This is a genomic window from Actinomyces sp. HPA0247 (assembly GCA_000411415.1).
In the GTDB taxonomy this organism is placed as follows: Bacteria; Actinomycetota; Actinomycetes; order Actinomycetales; family Actinomycetaceae; genus Pauljensenia.
In genome coordinates this window covers 660,911-679,945 of the sequence record KE150451.1, presented here as the reverse complement: position 1 = coordinate 679,945, position 19,035 = coordinate 660,911, and the positions used below count along the sequence as shown (strand labels likewise).

Genomic DNA, 19,035 nt, shown 5'->3' with positions numbered 1-19,035 from the left:
CATGACCACCTTCATTTCCACACAGGCTACCGGCGTCCCCGATATGGTCGCCGCCACTGGAGTCGCCGCCTACGCGTGGCTGCTCATCCTCATTCCGCTGGCCAGCGCGGGCCTGCTCCTGCTGCTGGGCCGCGTCTCGGACAAGTGGGGCCACCTGCTGGCGACCCTCGCATCCTGGTCGACTTTCGCGGTTGGTGCGGCGATCGCCGCCCAGATGTGGAATGCCCCCGTGGGCGCGCGCCGCTTCGGCGAGACGCTGTTCACCTGGATTCCCGCCGGTGACTTCACCGTCGACTTCGGTCTCCTCGTGGACCCGCTCTCGATCACCTTCGTCATTCTGGTGACCTTCGTCGGTTCGCTCATCCACGTGTACGCGATTGCCTACATGGAGCACGACGAGGCTCGCCGCCGTTTCTTCGCCTACCTGAACTTCTTCATCGCGGCGATGCTGACCCTGGTTCTCGCGGACTCCTACGCTGGCCTGTTCGCCGGTTGGGAAGGCGTGGGCCTGGCGTCCTACCTGCTGATCGGCTTCTGGAACCACGTCCCCGCGAACGCGGTGGCCGCCAAGAAGGCGTTCGTCATGAACCGTGTCGGCGACATGGGCATGCTGATCGCCATGATGGCGATGGTCGCCTCCTTCCACTCGGTGTCCTTCTCCGTGGTCTCCACCCAGGTCGCTTCCATCCCCACGGCGTCCGCGACCGTCATCGGTATCTTCCTGCTGGTGGCCGCCTGCGGTAAGTCCGCGCAGTTCCCGCTGCAGGCGTGGCTGGGTGACGCCATGGCTGGCCCGACCCCCGTCTCCGCGCTCATTCACGCGGCCACGATGGTCACCGCCGGCGTCTACCTGATCATCCGTTCCGGCGACGTCTTCCTCGCGGCCCCCGTCGCCGCGACCGCGGTCGCCATCATCGGTGCGATCACGCTCCTCTTCGGCGCGATCGTCGGTTGCGCGAAGGACGACATGAAGAAGGTCCTCGCCGCCTCCACCATGAGCCAGATCGGCTACATGATGCTGGGTGCGGGCCTGGGCCCCATCGGCTGGGCGTTCTCGATCTTCCACCTCTTCACCCACGGCTTCTTCAAGGCCCTCATGTTCCTGGGCGCCGGTTCCGTCATGCACGGCATGGGCGACCAGGTGAATATGCGTCGCTTCGGCGCCCTGCGCGGCGCCATGAAGGTCACGTGGCTGACGTTCATGATGGGCTGGCTCGCCATCCTCGGTGTTCCGCCGTTCTCCGGCTACTGGTCGAAGGACAAGATCATCGAGGCCGCCTTCAGCGCCGACAGCTTCGGCGGCACCACGGCCCTGTGGGCCGGTTGGGTCTACGGCCCCGTCGCGCTGATCGGCGCGGGCATCACCGCGTTCTACATGTCGCGACTCTTCTTCATGACGTTCCACGGCAAGGCCCGCTGGACCACCGAGGCCGAGGGCGCGCCCGTGCACCCGCACGAGTCCGGTGCCCTCATGACGGTCCCCATGATCATCCTCGCCATCGGCGCGGTCGTCCTCGGTGGCGCCCTCTCCGTGGGGAACACCTTCACCGAGTGGCTGGTCCCCTCGATCGGTCACGTCACGCACAATGACCCCGTCCTCAATGAGTACGTCATTCAGGGAGCCACCCTCGCCCTCGTCATCCTCGGCGCGGTTATCGCGTGGATGAAGTACGGACGCGACGAGGTTCCCACCTCCGTCCCCGCAGGCAACGCCCTGACCGAGGCCGCGCGCCGCGACCTCTACCAGGACACCGTCAACGAGACCCTGTTCATGATGCCCGCCAAGGGCCTCGTCACCGTCGCGACCGTCGGCGATGCGAGCGCCATCGACGGTGCGCTGAACGGCCTCGGCGTCGGCTCGCAGCTGCTCGGACGCATCGTCGGCATCACCCAGAACGGCCTCGTGCGCACGTACGCTGCCTACATCCTGGGTGGCGTCATCCTCGCCCTGGCCATCGTCCTCGGATTCAGGCTGTAAGGGGTACACGACAATGGAAAGTGCAATGGTTGCTGCTAACTTCCCGTGGCTGTCCGTCCTCGTGGCCGTTCCGGCTGCGGGCGCGGCCCTCCTCGGCTTCGTCCCGCCCCTGAGGCGCGCCGCCGGGCGCGTCATCGCCCTGGTGATCGCACTCGTCGAGCTCGCGCTCGGCGTGTACGTCGCCGCCTCCGTGTTCGACTGGTCCGCCCCGGCCTCGTACCAGGTGTACGAGTCCCACCTGTGGATCCCCCAGATCGGCATCACCTGGTCGCTGAGCGTCACCTCCCTGGGCCTCGTCATGGTCCTGCTGGCGCTCGGCCTCGTGCCGCTCGTGCTCATCGCGGGCTGGGACGAGGACGATGCTGCGGACCGCGGCGCCTACCCGGCGCTGGTCCTGGCCCTCGAGGCGTTCATGGTCGTCATCTTCGCGGCCTACGACCTGACGGTCTTCTACTTCGCCTTCGAGGCGATGCTCGTGCCGCTGTACCTCATGATCGGACGCTACGGCGTCGGTGACGAGGCCGCCCGCCACAAGGCCGCCATGAAGTTCCTGCTGTACTCGCTGTTCGGCGGACTGGTGATGCTCGGTGGCATCCTCTACCTGTGGGCGATGGGCTCGCAGGCAGCGCAGGACGTGTCGACGTTCTTCCGCATCGATACGCTCGCCCAGATCCTGCCGAGCGCCCCGCTCGTCATCCAGATGATCGTCTTCGTGACCTTCATGGTTGCGTTCGCGATCAAGGCGCCCATGGTCCCGGTGCACACGTGGCTGCCCGACACGGCCGCCGTCGCCCGCCCCGGCACCTCGGTGCTGCTGGTCGGCGTCCTGGACAAGATCGGCACCTTCGGCATGATCACCCTGTGCCTGCAGCTCACCCCCGGCGCGGCCGTGTCCGCCAAGTGGGTCATGTGCATCCTCGCCGTCATCTCCATCCTGTGGGGTGGCCTTGCGGCGAACGGCCAGAACGACATCATGCGCCTCGTGTCCTACACGTCGGTGTCGCACTTCGGCTTCATGGTCCTGGGCATCTTCATCGGCACGCAGATCGCGCTCGTCGGCGCCATGTTCTACATGGTCGCCCACGGTGTGTCGATCGCCGCGATGTTCCTGCTCTCCGGCTGGCTCTCGCGCCGCGGTGGCACGCAGGACATGCGCGAGTACGTGGGCATGCAGCGCGTGACCCCGGTGCTCGCGGGCCTGTGGCTCCTGAGTGGCCTCGCCTCCATCGCGCTGCCCGGCCTGTCCGGCTTCGTCCCCGAGTACCTCGTGCTCATGGGCACCTGGTCGGTGAACAGCGCGCTGGCGCTCTTCGCGGTCCTCGGCGTCGTCATCGCCGCCATGTACGTGCTCATGCCCTACCAGCGCGTCTTCACCGGCGCGCCCGGCAAGGGCAAGGAGGACCTGGCGGACCTGGGCGCTCGCGAGCGCGGCGTCATGGTGCCGCTCGTGGCCGCGATGCTCATCCTTGGTATCTGGTCGGCGCCCCTCGTGAGCGCCCTGACCCCGGTTGCTTCAGACCTCGACCTGACCAACTCGCAGGTCCCGGCCGCCGTTGAAGGGAGCGCACAGTGAACGTCCTACCCATGGCTAACTTCCAGGCCCCCGAGGTTCCGTGGCTGAGCCTCGCGCCGATCCTCATCGTGCTCGGCGGCGCGGTCCTCGGCATCCTCGTTGAGGCTTTCGCCCCGGCGAAGGCTCGCCGTCCCATCGTGATCGGCCTGTCGATCCTGGCCACCGCCGGCGCCTGCGTCATGCTCGCGCTGCGCTGGGCTCCCGTCGTGGCCGCCCCGGCCTCGCTGGGGGAGTACATCGAGGACCCGCTGACGATCGGTGCCCAGTCGGTGCTCGTCATCATCGGCTTCCTCGCCGTCCTGGTGATGGCCGACCGCACGACCGTCGGTGACGGCGCGTTCGCCGGTCAGCCCTCGGATCGCCCGGACTCGGCTGCCGAGGAGCTGTCGGAGCGCAAGGGCTACCAGCGCTCCGAGATGTTCCCGCTGACCCTGTTCTCGCTGGGCGGCATGATGATCTTCCCCGCGGCGGACAACTTCGTGACGCTCTTCGTGGCCCTTGAGGTCATGTCGCTGCCCCTGTACATCATGGCCGCGACCGCGCGTCGTCGCCGTCAGCTGTCCTACGAGGCGGCCCTCAAGTACTTCGTGCTGGGTGCCTTCTCCTCGGGCTTCATGCTGATGGGCTCGGCGTTCCTCTTCGGTTTCTCCAACTCGCTGCGCATCTCGGAGCTGGGTCAGGCCATCTCGACGAACACGAACATGGACTGGATGGTCCTCGTCGGCGTGTTCTGCGTGATGGTTGGCCTGCTGTTCAAGGTGGGCGCCGCGCCCTTCCACGCGTGGACGCCCGACGTCTACACGGGTGCCCCGACCCCGGTGACGGGCTTCATGGCCGCGGCCGTGAAGATCGCTGCCTTCGCCGCGATGGCCCGCTTCTACCAGGCTGTCGCCGCCTACCTGCAGTGGGACTACCTGTACGTCTTCGCGGCGATCGCGGTCCTGACGATCGTCGTCGGTACCTTCGCCGGCCTCGTGCAGGACGACGTCAAGCGCATGCTGGCCTACTCGTCGATCGCTCACGCGGGCTTCATCCTGATGGGTATCCTCGCGATCCAGAAGGGCGGCACGGGCCATGTGTTGTTCTACACGCTCGGTTACGGCCTGGCGACGGTCGGCGCCTTCGCGGTGGTCTCGCTGGTGCGCGGCCGCGATGCGGATGGCAACGTCCTGGGCGAGGCGACGAGCCTGCGCAAGTGGGCGGGCATTGGCCGCACCAACCCGTGGATTGCGGGTGCGATGCTGGTCTTCCTGCTCTCGTTCGCGGGCATCCCGCTGACGGGCGGTTTCGTTGGTAAGTTCGTGATTTTCTCCGACGCGATCAAGGGCGGCATCGGCTGGCTCGCGATCGTGGGCCTCGTGGCCTCGGCGATCACCGCGTTCTACTACTTCCGCCTCGTGCGCCTGATGTTCTTCACCGAACCCGGTGAGGAGTCCGTCGTGGTCAAGTCGGAGGGCCTGTCCGCTCTGGCGATCATCGTGTGCGTGCTCGGAACGCTCGCCCTGGGCGTCTTCCCCGGTCCCGTGTTGAGTCTGCTGGAAAAGATCGTCATACTGATTCCGTGAGTGCTCAAACACCCGATCTTCATGTTCCCGACCTCGAGTCCCGTATTACCCCGGGGCTCGAGGTCGTCGAGCGTCGTCTCCTCGACGCCGTGTCGTCCTCCCGTGATCTGACGGATGAGCTGACGCGTCACCTCGCGGTCGCGGGTGGCAAGCGGATGCGTCCGCTGCTGACCCTCGTGTGCGCGCAGCTGGGCGATCCCGAGCGCGCGTTGGACGACCAGGTCATTACGGCTGCGACGGCGGTCGAGCTGACCCATCTGGCGTCCCTGTATCACGACGACGTCATGGATTCGGCTCCCACCCGTCGTGGTGTGCCCTCGGCGCAGCACCTGTGGGGGAACAATCGCGCGATTCTGGCTGGCGACATCCTGTTTGCCCGCGCGTCGCTGTTGGTGGCGTCGCTGGGCCCGGAGATGGTTGCTCACCACGCGCGCACGTTCGAGCGCCTGTGCGAGGGTCAGCTGAACGAGACCTTCGGTCCGACGGATGGCGCGGATCGCGTCGATTTCTACATTCAGGTCTTGGCGGATAAGACGGGTTCGCTCGTGTCGACCGCCGCGTCCTTCGGTGCGCTCCTGTCGGGCGCCGGCCACCTGGTGGCCGACGTCGTGAGCGACTTCGGTGAGAAGGTGGGCGTCGCCTTCCAGATCGCCGACGACGTGCTGGATTTGGCGTCGTCGGGCGAGCAGTCGGGTAAGACGCCCGGCACGGATCTGCGCGAGGGCGTGGATACGCTGCCCGTTCTCCTGCTGCGTCGCCGTGAGGCGGCCGGAACGATCGACGAGGTCGGCGCGCGCATCCTGCGCGAGCTGACGGGGGACCTGTCGTCGGACGAGGCCCTGGCGTCGGTGGTCGAGCAGCTGCGCAGTCATGACGTGCTCGAGGAGACGCGTCAGTTGGCGCGCACGTGGGCCGATGAGGCGGTCGCCGCGCTGGCACCGCTGCCCAAGGGCGAGGCGAAGACCGCGCTGGAGGCGTTTGCGAACCTGATGGTGGATCGCTTGGTCTGATCAACGTTGACGAGGCCGGGGCCAGCTGCGCGTGCGAGCGCGGCTGGTCCCGGCCTCGTTGTATGCGCGCCCGGCGCCTGTCGGGTCCACCTCCAGTCGGGCTGGTCCGCGAGCTCATGACGGGGGTCGTGCACCCGATCCGTAGGCAATGCACCCTTTCTGATCGGGTGCACTGCCCCTTATCGGGTGCACTGCCCCTTATCGGGTGCACTGCCCCTTAACGGGTGCACTCACGACCTGTCCCGGTCTTGGTCGGATCTTGTATGGGGCATCGTCATGGTTTCCCAACAATGTCGCATGAAATTTCCCTGTCAACCTTTTATGTATTGAAAGAGTGTCGTTGCAATTCCAACGTTTCTGGGTGGTGAGAAAAGTTCGGTCAGTCGAATTGCATGCGACTTTTGGGAGAGTGGCGTTCAGGTTGCCTCTGAACCGAACATGCCAAGGCCTCGTTGGGGGAGACGCCCCGGCCTCGTACGTGGAGGATCGGCCTCGTACGTGGGCCCGGGCCTCGTCGTATGTGCGGACGCGCCTTGAGGTGTGTGAGGGGTCTCAGCTAAGGTTGCCCTTGGCATCGGGGCGCTAGACTGAGACCCCAGGTGCGCGCACTCGCGCGCGGTCATAGAAGGAGAATTCGGTTGGCACCGCTCAACGTCGCCGTTATTGGCGCTGGTCCCGCTGGCATTTACGCGTCGGATATCCTGTCCAAGTCGGGGCTCGAGGTGAATATCGACCTGTTTGAGCGTCTTCCTGCGCCTTACGGTCTCGTGCGTTACGGCGTCGCGCCGGATCACCCGCGTATCAAGCAGATCATCGTCGCGCTGTACAAGATCCTTCAGCGTGGCGACATCCGTCTGCTCGGCAACGTTGAGGTGGGTCGTGACGTGACGATCGACGACCTGCGCGACCACTATGACGCGATCATCATCGCGACGGGCGCGGACCGTGATCACCCGCTGGACATCCCGGGCGTGGATCTGCCCGAGTCCTACGGTGCGGCCGACTTCGTGTCCTGGTATGACGGCAACCCGGATTACCCGCGTACGTGGCCGCTGAAGGCCCGTGAGGTCGCGGTCCTGGGCGTCGGCAACGTGGCGCTGGACGTCTCCCGCGTGCTGGCGAAGCACGCGGAGGACATGCTCAAGACGGAGGTGCCGGCTAACGTCGCCGAGGCCCTGGCTGAGAACCCGATCACCGACGTGCACGTGTTTGGCCGCCGCGGTCCCGCGCAGGTGAAGTTCACGCCGCTGGAGCTGCGCGAGCTGGGCAAGGTGCCCGACGTTGACGTCATCGTCTCGGAAGAGGACTTCGACTTCGACGAGGGGTCGGAGGAGGCGCTGCGCGCGTCGAACCAGCAGCGTCAGGTCGTCAAGACCCTGACGAGCTACGCGATGGCGGATCCGGAGGAGCACACGGCCTCGCGTCGCATCCACATCCACCTGTTCCAGGCCCCGGTCGAGATCGTCGCGGACGAGAACGGCCACGTGAAGGCCCTGCGTACCGAGCGCACGGCGCTCAACGGCGATGGAAGCGTGTCGGGCACGGGCGTCATCACGACCTGGCCCGTGCAGGCGGTGTACCGCGCGGTGGGCTACTACTCCTCGCCGATCCCGGGTCTGCCCTTCGACAAGCGCGCCGGCGTCGTGCCGAACGTGGAGGGTCGCGTCATCGAGGGCGAGACCACGAAGGACGAGTCCGCGCCCGTTATCCCGGGCGTGTACGCGACCGGTTGGATTAAGCGCGGCCCCGTCGGCCTCATCGGTTCGACGAAGTCGGACGCCCAGCAGACGATCTCCCACCTCGTGGAGGACGCGGGCGCGGGCCGTCTGCACGCGAACACCGCCGAGGTGGGCCACGAGGCCATGGTGGCGCTCCTGGAGTCCCGTGGGGTCGAGTTCACGACCTGGGAGGGCTGGGAGCTCCTGGATGCGTACGAGCAGGCGCTGGGCGAGGCGTACGGCGAGCTTCCGGGCGGCCGTGGCACGCGCGAGCGCGTCAAGGTTGTCTCGCGTCGCGCCATGACGGATATTTCGCGCGGCGCGCAGGTGGACCCCAAGACGGTGGACCACATCGGTGAGATGGGTGAGATGGGTGTGCCCACCGCCCCCGAGCGCTTCGACGACTACACGGGTCCGGGGCGCCGTCACTGACGCGTCCCTGAGCTGGACGAGGCCGTGGCCGGGTTTCCCGGTCGCGGCCTCGTTGCATGGGGGAGCGAGGATGTGGCGAGCCGCGCTGCGTCCGGTACCTGCTGGTCGGGTGGCTTTCTTCCCATCGGAGCTTCGGCTGGTTCTCAGGAGCTTCTCAGGTAACCCCCATAGGATCGCGCATATGGTGCACCGCAACTATCACAACGGTCTGAAGACGACCCTCCTGCTGGGGAGTATGTGGGCTCTGCTGCTCGCCATCGGCGCGCTCATCGCCTCGGGCACGGGTCGGATGGTGTGGATTGTTGTGTTCGCCGCCATTGGGCTGGCCCAGACGGCGTTCTCGTACTGGAATTCCGCGACGATTGCGTTGCGCTCGATGGGCGCGTACCAGGTGAGCGAGTCGGAGCAGCCCGAGCTCTACGCGATTGTCCGGGAGCTGGCGGATCGTGCCCAGCAGCCGATGCCGACGATCTGGGTCGCACCCACGCTGACGCCGAACGCGTTTGCGACGGGCCGTAATCCGAACAACGCGGCGGTGTGCTGTACGGAGGGCATCCTGGCGATTCTCAATGAGCGTGAGCTGCGCGGCGTGCTCGGTCACGAGCTCATGCACGTGTACAACCGCGACATTCTGACGACTTCTGTCGCGGCGGCCATGGGTGGCGTGATTACGACCATTGCGCAGACGCTGCTGTTCTTTGGCGGCGGGAATCGTCGAGAGAACGGGGGAGTGGGTGTCGTCGGCCTCCTCGCGATGAGTCTGCTGGCCCCGATTGCATCCATGCTCATTCAGTTCTCGCTGTCGCGCACGCGTGAATTCGACGCGGACGAGGACGGTGCGATGCTGACGCAGGATCCGCTGGCTCTCGCCTCGGCCTTGCGCAAGCTGGAGATGGCGACGGATCGGCGCCCGATGGAGGACACTCCACGGACGCGTAACGTGGCCGCGATGATGATTGCGAATCCGTTCCGTGGGGAGTCTCTTACGCGTATGTTTTCCACGCACCCGCCGATGGATGAGCGAATTGCGCGCCTGGAGAAGATTGCGGGCTACTGAGGCATAGAGCAGAGGGCGGGCGGCCGGTTTCGACCGGCCGCCCGCCCTCTGCTCTCTCAGCGATCAGCGGTAGTTCACGAACTGGAGTGCGACGTCCAGCTCCTCGCCCTTGGGACCCTTGAGGAGGGCGATGGCGGCCTGCAGGTCGTCGCGGGACTTGGAGGAAACGCGAAGTTCGTCACCCTGGATCTGTGCCTTGACGCCCTTGGGGCCTTCCTCGCGGATGAGCTTGGAGATCTTCTTCGCGGTGTCCTGCGGGATGCCTTCCTTCAGGGGGCAGGCGAGCTTGAAGAGCTTGCCCGAGGCCTTGGGCTCACGGTCCTTGTAGTCCAGAACCTTCAGGGACAGGCCGCGGCGGATCAGCTTGGACTGTAGGACGTCGAGGATTGCCATGACGCGGGACGCGGAGTTTGCTTCCATCGCGATCGTGTCGCCGCTGAGGGTGATGGCGGCGTCGACGCCGCGGAAGTCGTAGCGGTTGGCGATCTCCTTGGCGGTCTGGTTGACGGCGTTGTCGACCTCCTGGCGGTCGAGCTTGGAGACAACGTCGAAGGAGGAGTCTGCCATGGGTGCACCTTTCGTTGGAATTCCGCCAATCGTCGTTCCGATTGGCGCTCGGAGCTATTTTAATGCTATTCTTTCACGGCACCGCGAGAGCGGCGCACGGCAGGTTACCAAAGCGGCCAAATGGATCTGACTGTAAATCAGACGCTTCGTGCTTCGGGGGTTCGAATCCCTCACCTGCCACCACTCGCTGGTTCCAGTGAGTAACGCCTGTGATGTCATTCTCAGGCTCCGGGATTGCTTCGGCGCTCGGAGATGCGATAGGCTTTCCGGCGTTGCCCCGATAGCTCAGTAGGCAGAGCGTCTCCATGGTAAGGAGAAGGTCAAGGGTTCGATTCCCTTTCGGGGCTCCGGTTGCGGAGTTATCCGCTACCGGCGGCGGGGTAGCTCAGCTGGTCAGAGCGCACGACTCATAATCGTGAGGTCGCGGGTTCGAGCCCCGCCCCCGCTACCAACTCTTTCATCCGACAGGTCGCACGAGCGACGAAACTAAGCGAGGGAAACAACCGTGGCAAGCAAGTCCCAGGACGTTCGCCCCAAGATCACTCTGGCCTGCTCGGAGTGCAAGGAGCGCAACTACATCACCAAGAAGAACCGTCGTAACACGCCGGATCGTCTCGAGCTGGCAAAGTACTGCCCGCGCTGCCACAAGTCGACGGCGCACCGCGAGACCCGCTGACGGCTTCCGTCTCAGAGCCCCGAGGAACCTGGTTCCCCGGGGTTCTTTGTATGTGCGCTGGGACACCTATGTTATCCTGAGCACATGACTGCTTCTCCCGCTTCGCGCTGCCTCGTCGCCCCGAAAGGTGCGGGCGAGGCGCGCATCCCCGGCCTCGTGACGCTCAAGGACGGGCGCGTGATCCTGTTCTTTGACGAGCGTCCCGCCCCGGCCTCGGGCACGGGATCTGACTTTAATGGGCTGACGATGGCGTCGGACCTGCCCAACCCGAATCGCATCTGCTGGATGGAGCGCGCGGACGAGGGGCGGTGGAGTGAGCCGCGCCCGCTTCCGCTCGGCGGTCCGTCCGTTTCTTCGGATACGTGCGTCGGCGTCGATGGTGACGGTCTTATGCATCTGGCCTTCGCATCGACGGATGGGCGCGTGGGCTACATGGATTCGCGCGCGGACGGTGAGCGCCTGCGCGCCTGGTGGGCGTGGGGGAGTGGCCCCGAGGACCTGTCCTATGTGGACATGACGGATGAGCTCTACGCGCTCACGGGGGCTGATGCCCTGTTTGCGACCTCGGGCGGCACCGTCGCGGTGGATGGCGCGGTCGCCCTGCCCTACGTCGTGCGGACGGGAGACGAGACGCACGTGCGCGTCGTGTACGCGCGCGGAGGGCGAATGGTGGGTGCTGCGGAGCCCCTCGTCGGCGAGGCGGGAGTGCTCCTCGATGAGACGACTCTGAGCGCGTGGGATGGCCGCCTCGTCGCGAACTGTCGCATCCAGGGTTTCGAAGGCAGGGGTTCTGGTGCCCGCTGCCTCGCGTGGGGTGATGGGCGCACCTGGGAGGGCGCGTACCTCTGGGAGCTGGAGGACCCCGGCTGCAACGCGCGCATGATCGCGGATCTGTTCGTGCACCCCGGGCGCCGCGACGCTCGCGCGGGTGGCGAGATCCTGCGCCTCACCCCGCCGTGGGAGGGTGAGGTACGCGCCGAGGTGGTCTCCTCCTTGGGAGATGGCGCCTTCGGTTACAGCGATGTCGCCTTCACGGGGGACGAGGCCGTGGTGGTCTTCGAGCGTGACCGAGGCCTCTGGGAGGCGGCAGTCTCCCTGTGAACAGATACAGAAAATCCCGGTGCGTGTGCCCCCACGACGCTCCGGGATTTTTCTGTGCGCTCTAGCGACCTTCGATGATCGACAGGAGCGGGGCGTAGTGTGCCTCGACGGCGGCGGTGTACGCCACCAGGTCGCCGGCCTCACACGCCCGCAGGATGGCCGCGTGGGCCTCTGCGGTGACTTCCATTTCCTGGCGCGACGCTGCGGCCAGCTGCGGGGTGACGCTCTGGTGGACCAGCCACATGGCGGCCACCAGCTGGTGCATGAGTTCGTTGTCCACGTAGGCCAGCAGGCCGGAGTGGAAGGCGATGTCCTGCTCCAGGTAGGTTGACCCCGACTGTGCGTACTGAGTCATCGCCTCGACGAGCTCCCACAGGTGGGGGTTCGTCGTGCCCTTCATGGCACGCGTGAGGGGAACGGCGATTCCGAGGTCGAGTGCCCGTCGCGTGTCGATGATCGCATGCAGGGATTGAGCTCCGTTGATCTCATCGAGTGCGGCGCGCAGGACGAGTGTCTCGACGAGCGGCTGCATCGACATCTCGCCGACGTATGACCCTGAACCCTGACGAACTGTCACGATGTCCAGCGCTTGGAGGCGTCGGAGCGCTTCTCGCACGGACGAACGCGAAACGCCGAGGTCGGCGCACAGTGTCGATTCGGTGGGGAGGCGGTCGCCAGGATGTAATCCATGTCGCAAAATATAGGACTTGATCGCATCCATCGTTACCGAGGATCTTGAGTCAATCGATGCTGGTACGCGTCGGTTCGGATCGGTTGTTGGTGGCGATTGGGGTGATATCGCTTGCACTAATTTGTCTGACAACATAGAATCAGTATAGCGAGCGGAACAAAAGAACCGCACGTCCCAATTCTCGAAGATGAGGAGCGAGAACATGCGAATGCGCAAACACTTCGCGACCGGCGCTGCACTGACCGCAGCTGCCGCGATGATCCTGACCGCCTGTGGTGGCGGCGGTGATGCCGGATCGACTGCAACCGGTGGCAGCAGTGAACTCAATGTTGGCCCCGCCTACACCACCACCGACTACGGCCCGCTGACCAGCTCCGCGCTGGCCATGGGCAGCAACTGGCAGGTCCTCGAGGGCCTGTACCGCCTGGATCGCACCAACTACTCGGTCAGCCCCGCCCTGGCCGCCGGCGATCCCGTGAAGGTGTCCGACACTGAATACGAGATCAGCCTCCGTGACGGCGCGAAGTTCTCCGACGGCACCGACGTGACGGCCGCTGACGTTGTGGCCGCCTACGGCAAGGCCACCGCGGAGGGCTCCCTCTTCGCGCAGTTCTACACCTTCGTCGACTCCGTCGAGGCCAAGGACGACAAGACCGTCACCATCCACCTGAAGTACCCCTTCGCCGCCCTCAAGGAGCGCTTGGCGATCCTCATGGTCACCCCGGCCTCGGCCGACGCGGACGCCATGAAGTCCATGCCGATCGGCTCGGGCCCCTACAAGTACTCCGAGGTCAGCGAGCTGAAGATCAGCGCGGTCCCCAACGAGTACTACAACGGCAACACCCCCGCGACCGTTGAGACGATCAACTGGAACCCGCTGAAGGACGAGACCGCGCGTGTGACCGCCGCCATCGACGGCACGATCGACATCGTTGAGTCCGTTCCCGCCTCCTCGCAGAAGGATCTGAAGGACGCCGGTTGGAACGTTGAGTCGAAGCCCGGCTACGGCAACGCCTTCATGATGTTCAACACGCAGAAGGCCCCCTTCGACAAGCCCGAGGTGCGCCGCGCGTTCCTCAAGGCCATCAACAAGCAGTCCCTGATCGACACCGTGCTCGATGGTGAGGCTAAGGAGGCCACCTCCTTCCTGCCCGAGGCCAACCCGGCCTACAAGAAGCCCTCGACCGACCTGTCCTACGACAAGGACGCAGCCGCCAAGCTCCTGAGCGACAACGGCGCTGCCGGCATGACGGTCAACCTGCTCACCACGGATCACTCGTGGATCGTGGCCATGGTTCCCCAGATCACGGCTGACCTCGAGGCCCTCGGCCTGAAGGTCAACCACACCAGCCAGGCGACCGGCGACCTGTACAACAACGTCACCGACGTCAAGGACGCCGTGCCGGACTACGACGTCATCATCGCACCCGGTGACCCCTCGGTCTTCGGCACCGACCCCGGCATCATCATCTCGTGGTGGAACGGCAACAACAACTGGACCAAGCAGCGCGACGGCTGGCAGGTGTCGGATCCCGACTCCTTCAACCAGCTCCAGACCATCATCGAGGAGGCGGGTCAGCTCGACGGCGACGCTGCTAAGGCGAAGTGGGGCGAGGCTCAGGATCTGCTCGCTGAGAAGACCGTGCTGTTCCCGCTCGTGTTCCGCAACGTGATCACCGGCTCCAACCCCGAAAAGGTGGAGGGATTCCACGCGATCCCCACGACCGGCCTGCAGCTGCTCGGAGTGAGCACGAAGTAGGTCCCTGCGGGGATACATCGAAAGGAGGGGTGGAACGCCCGCCCTGAGGCAGACGCCACAGTCGGGCGCCACCCCTCCTTTTCTATTGCCAAAATTCGTTGAAATGGAGGTCTAGAAGTGAATAACCTTCTGCGACTCATCGGACGACGTTTGGTGGCCCTGCCGATCATGGTGGTCGGCGTGTCCTTCCTCGTCTTCTTCATCATGTCGCTGTCTCCCGTGGACCCCGCCTACTCGGCGCTCGGTGAGTCGGCGACCCCGGAGGCTCTCGAAGCCTACCGGAACCAACACGGTCTCAACGACCCGTTCTTCGTCCAGTACGGCCGCTACCTGTGGAACATGCTCCACGGAAACCTCGGTACGTACGGTGCTGGCTCTTCCAGCGTGACGGACCTGGTGGCTAAGGCTCTGCCCGTCACCCTGCAGCTGACCTTCCTCGGTCTGTTCTTTGCCGTCATCATCTCCTTCCCGCTCGGTGTCCTCGCCGCTCTCTACCGCGACCGTTGGCCCGACCAGGTCATCCGCGTGTTCTCCGTCATCGGCATTGGCACCCCCTCCTTCTGGCTGGCAACGCTGCTGGTCATGGCCTTCGTGAAGACCCTCCCGGTCTCTGGCCCATTGCCTGCCTTCTCGGTGAATCCAACGGGCTGGTTCCTGCGCATGTTGCTTCCCGCCATCGCCCTGGCCGTCCCCGTTGTCGGTCAGATGACCCGAGTCGTGCGTACCTCAATGGTTGAGGAACTGGATCGCGACTACGTGCGCACTGCGGTCGGCGCCGGTATCCCCAAGCGCATCGTCGTGGCCCGCAACGTGCTGCGTAACGCGCTCATCACGCCCGTGACGGTTCTCGGTCTGCGCGTCGGCTACCTGATGGGTGGCGCTGTCGTCATCGAAATCATCTTCTCTCTCAACGGTATGGGCACGGTGGTCCTGCTCAAGGGCATCCAGGAGAACTGGGTGACCCTGGTCCAGGGTGGCGCTCTCGTCGTCGCGATCGCCTTCATCATTGTCAACATCATCGTTGACATGCTCTACCTGCTCATCAACCCGCGTATTAGGTCGGTGTGAGGCATGAACCAGAAAGAAAAGCTCAACAAGGTCACTGCGAAGGGCGCGCGCTTCTCGCGCATCGGCGCCATGTCGCTCGGCTCGAAGATCGCGATGGTCATCCTCGCGCTCATCGTCCTCGTGTCGATCCTGGCCCCGTTCATCTCGCCCTACGGCCCCGGTGACATCAGCGCCAAGTGGCAGGCGCCGTCCGCCGAGCACTTCTTCGGCACGGACCACGTGGGTCGAGACATCTTCGCTCGCGTCCTGTACGGCGGTCGTTTCTCCCTGATCATCGGTCTGTGCTCGACGCTGGTCGCGCTCTTCTTCGGTGCGATCATCGGCTCCGTCGCCGCGGTTGTGCGCAAGAGCATCTCCGAGACGATCATGCGCATCCTCGACATCATCATGGCGGTGCCCGGTATCGCCATGGCGGCCGTGACGGTCCTCGTCTTCGGACGAACCCTCACGAAGTCGGGTAACACGGCAGGCCTCGTGGTGATCATCATCTGCTCGATCGCCTTCGTCTACATCCCGCAGCTGTCGCGTATCGTTCGCGCGAACGTCATGGCCGCCTACGGCGAGGACTACGTCCGCGCGGTGATCGTCTCCGGCGCCCGCGCCCCCTGGATCCTCGTCAAGCACGTCCTGCGCAACACCGCCGCCCCGGTCCTCGTGTTCGCGACCGTCCTCGTCGCCGACGCGATCATCCTCGAGGCCTCCCTGACCTTCATCGGTTCGGGTCTCCAGGCGACCACCGTGGCCACGTGGGGCAACGTCCTGTCCGAGGCCTCGACGAACCGCTCGGTCCTGCAGGGCATGTGGTGGACGGCCACCTTCCCCGGCCTGTTCATCATGACCACCGTGCTGTGCCTGAACCTCCTGTCCGAGGGCATCACGGACGCGATGGTCGCTGCCCCCTCCTCGGCAGCTGTTGCCCAGGTCGATAAGGACTCCGACCGCGAGGCCGACAAGCTCCTGCTCGACCCGCGCCGCGCCTACGCCGAGCAGGCCGAATCCCTGCAGGCTCGCCTCGACGACCTCGAGACCGTCGAAGAACAGCGCTTCGATCGCTTCGAAGCCGACTTCGAGAAGGCTCCTCTGCTCGAGGTCAAGGACCTGTGCATCAAGTTCGACCGTCACGGCGACGTCAACGTCGTCGACCACGTGTCCTTCAAGGTCCGCGCAGGCGAAACCATGGGCCTCGTGGGCGAGTCCGGCTGCGGTAAGTCGATCACGGCCCTGACCATCATGGGTCTCATCGATCCCAAGGCCGAGATCTCGGGCGAGATCCTCTACGAGGGCGAGAACCTGCTGTCCAAGTCCGCCGAGGAGCGTCGCGCGCTGCTCGGTCACGAGATGGCCATGATCTACCAGGACGCCCTGTCGTCCCTGAACCCCGCCATGCTGATCAAGGCTCAGATGAAGCAGCTGACCAGCCGCGGCGGTACCCGCAGCGCCGAGGAACTCCTCGAGCTCGTGGGCCTGGATCCCAAGCGCACCCTCGAGTCCTACCCGCACGAGCTCTCGGGCGGCCAGCGCCAGCGCGTTCTTATCGCCATGGCCCTGACCCGCGACCCGAAGCTGATCATCGCGGACGAGCCGACCACCGCCCTGGACGTCACCGTCCAGAAGCAGGTCATCTCTCTGCTCAACGAGCTGCGTGAGAAGCTCGGCTTCGCCATGATCTTCGTGTCCCACGACCTGGCGCTCGTCGCCGAGGTGGCACACCACATCACCGTCATGTACGCCGGCCAGGTCATCGAGCAGGCCCCCACGAAGGAACTGCTCACGCACCCGACACACGAGTACACGCGCGGCCTGCTGGGCGCCGTCCTCTCGATCGAGTCCGGCTCCGGCCGACTCCACCAGGTTCCCGGCACCGTGCCCTCGCCTCGCGACTTCCCGAAGGGCGATCGTTTCGCCCCCAGGTCCTCGCACCCCGATTACGGACTGGACATCCGCCCGGTCCTCACCGAGGTCGGCCCCGAGCACGTGTACGCGGCTCTCCCGCCCCGCGACGAGGTTCTCGTGGCGAGCGAGACCGTCATCATCGAAGAAGGTCAGGAGGAGGCGCGATGAGCCCCGAAACTCTGATTGTCGAAACCGAGACGATGATCGCCACATCCGAAGTTCCGATCATCGAACTGAAGGACGTCGAGGTGACCTTCACCTCGCGTACCGGCTCCCTGTTCAAGCCCAACAAGGTCCACGCGGTGCGTGGTGTCAACATGCGCATCGAGCGCGGACAGACGCTCGGCATCGTCGGCGAGTCCGGCTGTGGCAAGTCCACGACCGCGAACGTCATGTGCGGTCTGCAGATGCCGTCGAAGGGCCAGGTGTTCTTCAATGGTAAGGAGGTCACGAAGCGCAGCGCCGCCGCCCGCCGGGAAATCGGACGCGTCGTCTCCGTGGTCTTCCAGGACCCCGCGACGGCCCTCAACCCCCGCATGCACGTCGCCGATCAGCTCGCTGACCCGCTGCGCGTGCACCACATTGGGGACGAGGCCTCGCGAGCCAAGCGTGTGCGCGAACTGATCTCGCTCGTCGGTCTGCCGTCGAGCGCCCTCGACGCGCTCCCCGGACAGCTCTCGGGCGGCCAGCGTCAGCGTGTGGCCATCGCCCGCGCCCTGTCCATCGGCCCCGACGCGATCATCGCCGACGAGCCCACCTCCGCGCTCGACGTGTCGGTGCGCGCCCAGATCCTGAACCTGCTCACGGACCTCAAGAGGGACCTGGGCCTGGCGATGGTTTTCATCTCGCACGATATCCAGACCGTGCGATACGTCTCTGACCGAATCGCCGTGATGAACGGCGGCAAGGTCGTCGAAGAAGGGCCGGCCGCGCAGCTGCTCGCCGACCCGAAGGACCCCTACACCCGCAAGCTCCTGGGCGCCGCGCCCTCGCTCCTGCACCCCAACCTCGAAGGAGAGAAGTAATTATGTCTTCGAAGATCCGTGGCGTTGTCCCGCCCCTGGCCATCCCGCTCAAGAACGGCGAGCTCGACGTCCCCTCGCTCGAGCGTCACATCAACCGCCTGATCGAGGCCGGCCTCGATGGCCTGTTCGTGTCCGGCTCCACCGGTGAGGTCGCCTTCTCGACGGCCGAGCGTCGCGCTCAGATCCAGCGCGAAGCCGTGCGCATCGTCGACGGCCGCATCCCGCTCCTGGTCGGCGTCATCGACACCGAGACCGAGCGCGTCATCGAGAACATCAAGGCCGTGGAAGAGATCGGCGGCGCCACGGGCGTCGTCGCGACCGCCCCGTTCTACGCCCTGGGCGGCGAGACCGAGGTCGAGCGTCACTTCCGCATCCTCAAGGAGAACACCAACCTCGAGCTGTGGGCCTACGACATCCCCGTGTGCGTGCACACGAAGCTGTCGCCCGACCTGCTCATGCGCCTGGGCCGCGACGGCGTCATCGACGGCGTCAAGGACTCCTCCGGTGATGATGTCGCGTTCCGCTGGCTGTGCCTGGCGAACGAGGCCGCCGGCCACCCGATGCAGCTGCTCACCGGTCACGAGGTCGTCGTCGACGGCGCCTACATGTCCGGCGCGGACGGAAGCGTGCCCGGCCTGGCCAACGTGGACCCCGAGGGCTACGTGCGCCAGTGGCAGGCCTACGAGCGCCGCGACTGGGAGGCCGTGCGCACCGAGCAGGACCGCCTCGCGGAGCTCATGCGCATCGTCCAGGTGAAGGGCGTGCAGGGCTTCGGTGCGGGCGTCGGCGCCTTCAAGGCCGCCCTGCACCTGCTCGGCGTCTTCGATTCGCCTGAGATGCCGCGCCCGGTTGCCGCCATCGAGGGCGACAACATGGAGCATGTCGCGTCCGTGCTGCGCGCGGTCGACCTGCTCTCCTGATA

At 65.6% G+C, this 19,035-nt stretch carries 15 protein-coding genes and 3 tRNA genes; 16 read left to right on the top strand and 2 right to left on the bottom strand.

Annotated elements, in window-relative coordinates; translation table 11 throughout:
• The first annotated feature begins 1 nt into the window (after position 1).
• The 6 genes from nuoL to htpX all read left to right on the top strand — a co-directional run bounded on the left by nuoL (position 2) and on the right by htpX (position 9,333).
• Positions 2-1,978 carry an NADH-quinone oxidoreductase subunit L gene (gene nuoL, locus HMPREF1478_RS08055; RefSeq protein ID WP_016461585.1) on the top strand — a complete coding sequence of 659 codons (1,977 nt, stop codon included), beginning with the start codon at positions 2-4 and terminating at the stop codon, positions 1,976-1,978.
• A 25-nt stretch (positions 1,979-2,003) separates the two neighbouring features.
• Entirely contained in the window at positions 2,004-3,551 is a 1,548-nt protein-coding gene (locus tag HMPREF1478_RS08050) for a complex I subunit 4 family protein (protein WP_016461584.1), read from the top strand.
• An 11-nt stretch (positions 3,552-3,562) separates the two neighbouring features.
• Complete coding sequence (gene nuoN, locus HMPREF1478_RS08045) at positions 3,563-5,116, top strand: NADH-quinone oxidoreductase subunit NuoN (RefSeq protein ID WP_034475507.1); 1,554 nt, start codon at positions 3,563-3,565, stop codon at positions 5,114-5,116.
• A complete protein-coding gene (locus HMPREF1478_RS08040) occupies positions 5,113-6,126 on the top strand; it encodes a polyprenyl synthetase family protein (protein WP_016461582.1) in 1,014 nt (337 codons plus the stop codon). Before nuoN ends, HMPREF1478_RS08040 begins: the two co-directional genes overlap by 4 nt.
• 638 nt (positions 6,127-6,764) lie before the next feature.
• Positions 6,765-8,276: an FAD-dependent oxidoreductase gene (locus HMPREF1478_RS08035; RefSeq protein WP_016461581.1), complete on the top strand. Its 1,512-nt coding sequence runs from the start codon at positions 6,765-6,767 to the stop codon at positions 8,274-8,276.
• Between the two features lie 181 nt (positions 8,277-8,457).
• Entirely contained in the window at positions 8,458-9,333 is an 876-nt protein-coding gene (gene htpX, locus HMPREF1478_RS08030; protein WP_016461580.1) for a zinc metalloprotease HtpX, read from the top strand.
• A 63-nt stretch (positions 9,334-9,396) separates the two neighbouring features.
• Here the strand turns inward: htpX and HMPREF1478_RS08025 are convergent, their stop codons facing one another.
• Positions 9,397-9,900 (bottom strand): YajQ family cyclic di-GMP-binding protein, encoded by a 504-nt coding sequence (locus tag HMPREF1478_RS08025; protein ID WP_016461579.1) that lies wholly within the window; start codon positions 9,898-9,900, stop codon positions 9,397-9,399.
• Positions 9,901-9,998: 98 nt separating this feature from the next.
• Here HMPREF1478_RS08025 and HMPREF1478_RS08020 point away from each other — a divergent pair.
• The 5 genes from HMPREF1478_RS08020 to HMPREF1478_RS08000 all read left to right on the top strand — a co-directional run bounded on the left by HMPREF1478_RS08020 (position 9,999) and on the right by HMPREF1478_RS08000 (position 11,677).
• Positions 9,999-10,083: transfer RNA gene (locus tag HMPREF1478_RS08020), tRNA-Tyr, on the top strand.
• Positions 10,084-10,174: 91 nt separating this feature from the next.
• A tRNA-Thr gene (locus tag HMPREF1478_RS08015) sits at positions 10,175-10,247 on the top strand.
• Positions 10,248-10,274: 27 nt separating this feature from the next.
• Positions 10,275-10,351, top strand: a tRNA-Met gene (locus HMPREF1478_RS08010).
• Between the two features lie 54 nt (positions 10,352-10,405).
• Positions 10,406-10,576 carry a 50S ribosomal protein L33 gene (gene rpmG / locus HMPREF1478_RS08005; protein WP_003792256.1) on the top strand — a complete coding sequence of 57 codons (171 nt, stop codon included), beginning with the start codon at positions 10,406-10,408 and terminating at the stop codon, positions 10,574-10,576.
• Positions 10,577-10,660: 84 nt separating this feature from the next.
• Positions 10,661-11,677 (top strand): sialidase family protein, encoded by a 1,017-nt coding sequence (locus HMPREF1478_RS08000; RefSeq protein ID WP_016461578.1) that lies wholly within the window; start codon positions 10,661-10,663, stop codon positions 11,675-11,677.
• Positions 11,678-11,738: 61 nt separating this feature from the next.
• Here the strand turns inward: HMPREF1478_RS08000 and HMPREF1478_RS07995 are convergent, their stop codons facing one another.
• The gene (locus tag HMPREF1478_RS07995) at positions 11,739-12,398 is read right to left on the bottom strand and encodes a FadR/GntR family transcriptional regulator (RefSeq protein WP_082157729.1); all 660 of its coding nucleotides are present in this window, start codon (positions 12,396-12,398) and stop codon (positions 11,739-11,741) included.
• 172 nt (positions 12,399-12,570) lie between these two features.
• On the opposite strand from HMPREF1478_RS07995, the gene HMPREF1478_RS07990 reads away from it, so the two are divergent.
• From HMPREF1478_RS07990 to HMPREF1478_RS07970, 5 genes are all read left to right on the top strand, one after another.
• Positions 12,571-14,127, top strand: coding sequence for an ABC transporter substrate-binding protein (locus HMPREF1478_RS07990; RefSeq protein WP_016461576.1), 1,557 nt, complete (start codon positions 12,571-12,573; stop codon positions 14,125-14,127).
• A 117-nt stretch (positions 14,128-14,244) separates the two neighbouring features.
• Positions 14,245-15,195: an ABC transporter permease gene (locus HMPREF1478_RS07985; RefSeq protein WP_016461575.1), complete on the top strand. Its 951-nt coding sequence runs from the start codon at positions 14,245-14,247 to the stop codon at positions 15,193-15,195.
• Positions 15,196-15,198: 3 nt separating this feature from the next.
• Positions 15,199-17,256: a dipeptide/oligopeptide/nickel ABC transporter permease/ATP-binding protein gene (locus HMPREF1478_RS07980; RefSeq protein ID WP_016461574.1), complete on the top strand. Its 2,058-nt coding sequence runs from the start codon at positions 15,199-15,201 to the stop codon at positions 17,254-17,256.
• Positions 17,253-18,113 carry an ABC transporter ATP-binding protein gene (locus tag HMPREF1478_RS07975; protein WP_016461573.1) on the top strand — a complete coding sequence of 287 codons (861 nt, stop codon included), beginning with the start codon at positions 17,253-17,255 and terminating at the stop codon, positions 18,111-18,113. The genes HMPREF1478_RS07980 and HMPREF1478_RS07975 overlap by 4 nt, the downstream gene beginning before the upstream one ends.
• A 2-nt stretch (positions 18,114-18,115) precedes the next feature.
• On the top strand, positions 18,116-19,033 hold the full coding sequence (locus HMPREF1478_RS07970) for a dihydrodipicolinate synthase family protein (protein ID WP_016461572.1): 918 nt from the start codon (positions 18,116-18,118) through the stop codon (positions 19,031-19,033).
• The last annotated feature ends 2 nt before the right edge of the window (positions 19,034-19,035 follow it).